The following is a 656-nucleotide window of genomic DNA, read 5'->3' as shown; positions in this document are numbered from 1 at the left end:
CTTGCCATGTGTCTAACAGGCTTAATGTTTTAGTCAGTTGGCCGTCGCTATTGGTCATTCCCGTATAAAAAGGTTGGGAGTCAGTACCGTCGCTGCTCATACTGTACAGCTTGATGATGTGAGAGCCGCGTATCGCTGCTGCTTCACCGTCGCGTTGCGAAACGTCGCTGACAACATTGATGGTCAAATCGCGAGAAGTCGATCCGCTCCACTCAAAAGAGCTCGGTACGGAGATATCGGTAAAACTTTGTGTAGCTGCTGGCGTTGATGTGCTACCACCGCCTCCGCCGCCTCCGCCTCCGCATCCGTACAAGGTGAGCGCGACTGATGTTGTTAGTATTGTTGGAAGTAGCTTTCTCATGGTTGATTCCCTTTTGTCCCTAAAAACCTAAATAGAGCAAACAGAGTGCCAAAAATTAACTGATTGAAAGTTAGTGCTTTTTTTGGTTTTTGTTATTCTGGAGATAGGGGATCAAGTGAATATCTCAATGTGAGAATCAAAATGAAGATTCAGCAAGGCGAATCAAAAAGCCCTCATTACGGTCGGGTAATGAGGGCTTTGTTCAGAAATTGAGCTGCACTTTAAATTTGTGCGTTACTGTTTCATCTATGACACTTTGCCGATGAGTTTCATAAGTTTGTCCCCTTTATCAATA

Annotated in this window: 1 protein-coding gene; it reads right to left on the bottom strand. The window is 45.0% G+C overall.

The genetic code is table 11. The features are described 5' to 3' along the window. Nucleotides 1–361, bottom strand: a 361-nt coding sequence (locus tag KIV40_RS34205; RefSeq protein WP_285353892.1) for a hypothetical protein, incomplete at its 3' end; no start/stop codon positions are given. Between the last annotated feature and the right edge of the window lie 295 nt (nucleotides 362–656).

Source organism: Vibrio sp. D173a (genome assembly GCF_030248475.1).
This window is presented reverse-complemented; position numbering and strand designations above follow the sequence as displayed.